This is a genomic window from candidate division WOR-3 bacterium, from assembly GCA_011052815.1.
In the GTDB taxonomy this organism is placed as follows: Bacteria; Hydrothermota; Tepidihabitantia; order SM23-42; family SM23-42; genus DRIG01.
On the sequence record DRIG01000049.1, the window covers coordinates 1 to 2587 of the forward strand.

At 40.5% G+C, this 2587-nt stretch carries 2 protein-coding genes; both read left to right on the forward strand.

Annotation, left to right across the window (positions count from 1 at the left end; genetic code table 11):
* The first annotated feature begins 124 nt into the window (after positions 1-124).
* Positions 125-1087, forward strand: coding sequence for a hypothetical protein (locus ENI34_04680; GenBank protein HEC78423.1), 963 nt, complete (start codon positions 125-127; stop codon positions 1085-1087).
* Positions 1084-2587: hypothetical protein (locus ENI34_04685; GenBank protein ID HEC78424.1), on the forward strand; the 1504-nt coding region annotated here is incomplete at its 3' end. The genes ENI34_04680 and ENI34_04685, both read left to right, overlap by 4 nt.

Genomic DNA, 2587 nt, shown 5'->3' on the forward strand with positions numbered 1-2587 from the left:
AAATATCAAATATTTTAGAAAAATTTACAAACAACTTTGCATTTAAAAATTTGAATTTTGACTTGAAGTTTGGTTTCATTAAAATTATCAATAATTATTTGTTAAAACAAAGAAAGGAGCTAACATGAAGGAAATAATAGTAACCACAATCCTTGCCCTGTGCCTGGTTTCATTGGCAGGGGCAGAGGGGTATCAGCCAGTCTTTGAGTATTCCGAGGAAGAGGCAAAACTCTACCGGATGCCGATCAATCAGATAACTCCTGAGGACGGCATCTGGACCGGACACGTGATTGCTTACGGGCATTACATCAAGCCGCCGTATAAGATTGAGGTTAAGGATACGATTGTTTTGATAAACAATGTGCAGGTTTACCCGGCATTAAAGACTCCTGGGATGATTGAGAAAGAAAGAAAAGATGAAGAAATGAGAGAGGCAAGAAAAAAAGAAGAACAAGACTATATTAAAGCCCATCAAGCGGAATATAACGAAATGCAAAAGGTTGATAGCCTGGCGAAAGTTTTATATGAAAGGGAGAAGGCGGGTAAAGGAAGAGAGAATGCGATTAATGTTGTTGCCAAATTTTATAAAAAGAGCATTGGTGTTGACAGTGTGCGGATAATAGATGACCGGGAGATATTGGTATGCTACTCACCCGGGACAATTCAATTTGAGCTTCAACGAATAAAAGGTTATCGAAAGCCTACGCATCGTTTCATAGAGTTAGAACCTTATCCACCACTTAGTTCCCCGCCCGATATCTACAAAACCCAGGAAGAGCGAGATGAAGCAATGAGGAAGATGGGGTTTCCGACGACAAAGCAAGGCTGGGCAGAGTGGTGGGCAGAGCGATTTGAAGAAAAGTTAAAAGAAGGCTGGGCGGTGACATTTTGGGCGACTCAGCGGTATGGTAGCGGAATTCAGTGGGAATCAGATTTAATTAAAACTCACGAATTCCTGAAGGATAAGCAACGATCTCCGATCGATAAATATAATGCACTTCGGGGAATCTTTTCACACACGGGAATTTTAGCTCTAATAGCAAATTTTGATTATAAAGAATGGAATAGCCTAAGGAGGCAGAGATGAAAAAATTAATTCTTTTCGTCATCGTAAATGCTGTGGGTTTTGCTGTGGTGCCTCCTGAAATTCCAGACTTACCGCAGGTAGCGTTATGGTCGCCTAACACTGCAACTTTCCCACAGCAACAAGCAGTTATTTATTCCACTTTTGATTTAGTACGCGACAAATTAAAAGGTCATGGTTATTATGTGCCTGACCCACACTATCTCGACCACAACAGCTTCTCCGAATTTCTTAGTTTGTTTGGTCCAATTCGTTATGGTTATTATCTGCTGTTAACCCATGGCGGTGGTCCAACTGAGCCTAACTGGTTAATGCTGGAGGCATATCTTGATGAAGCTGCTGCTGATCAGCGTGTGCTTGAATTAAAGACGCTTTACCCCGGTGAAGAAGCAAATATTAAAAAACGCCTTTGGACCAGCCAGGAACCGCCATTTGAAACTTATTATTGCGTCTGTATAAACAGCATTTTCATCAACAACCGCTGGTGGTCTTTGCCGAATGCCTTTATGTTTGTTTCAACCTGTTATGGAGCAACAGGTTCACCAAGTATCTGTGATGCCTTTAGAAATAAAGGTGCTAATGCAACCGTGGGTTATACAAGTAGTGCCAGTGTTTCTGAATCCCCTTTATCAGCTTTTTGCACATTTTATCACATGGCTGGTTGGTCAGTATCTCCGGAAAAATATGAGTTAAGAAACAAACATGTTTCCGAAGCAGTTGCTGAGTATCAAGACCACTACACCAACCATCCTAACCGTTATAGTCTTTTAATTGAAGGCAATAATCAGATGAAGTTTTATAATTCACCGAGGATTGTTGGTCTTCTGGTGAAGCAGGCAGGAAAGACTATTTATCAGTATCATTTTGATGCACAGAGTTATTATCCTTATGAATGGGATTATCCGGGCGATTTATCAGGATGTCCTCAGAATCCAGCAGTAATTGGCAATCAGCCATTAGAAATACAGATTTTATTTTCATCTCTAATGAATCCTACTCAAGAACCACCACACAATATTAAAGTCTATATTGTAGCCGAGCAAGGGAATTTTGCCATTCCAGTAAGTGGGAACTGGGCAAAGTGCATTTTTGACAACGACTGGTGGTTTGGTGCTTGTGATTTTTCTGAGTGGTCAGGTGGTGAAAATGCGATTGTCAGGGTTGATGCGGAAGACGCATTTGAGGGTGATATAAATGCAAAGCTGGATATCAATGGCAATGGTAACTCGGATGCTGAAGATATAAATCACAAGTTTAAAATTGAACCACCACCCCAGGTCATCTTTACTGACCCGGCTGATGGTGAGGAGGATGTTGATATCTATCAAGTAATAACTATTCAGTTTAGTAAACAGATGGATAGGCAATCGACAGAGCAAGCTCTTGAAATAAAAAACACGGATAAGGGACACCTGGTTGGAATAAAAAAAATTGAATGGTTTGATAATGATGAGACATTGCTAATATATGCGTACGATCCTGAAGTCGATCCGGATACAATTG

What these genes read in the sequence shown, in the direction of transcription:
- ENI34_04680 (HEC78423.1), top strand. Translation starts at nt 125, where the DNA reads ATGAAGGAAATAATAGTAACCACAATCCTTGCCCTGTGCCTGGTTTCA.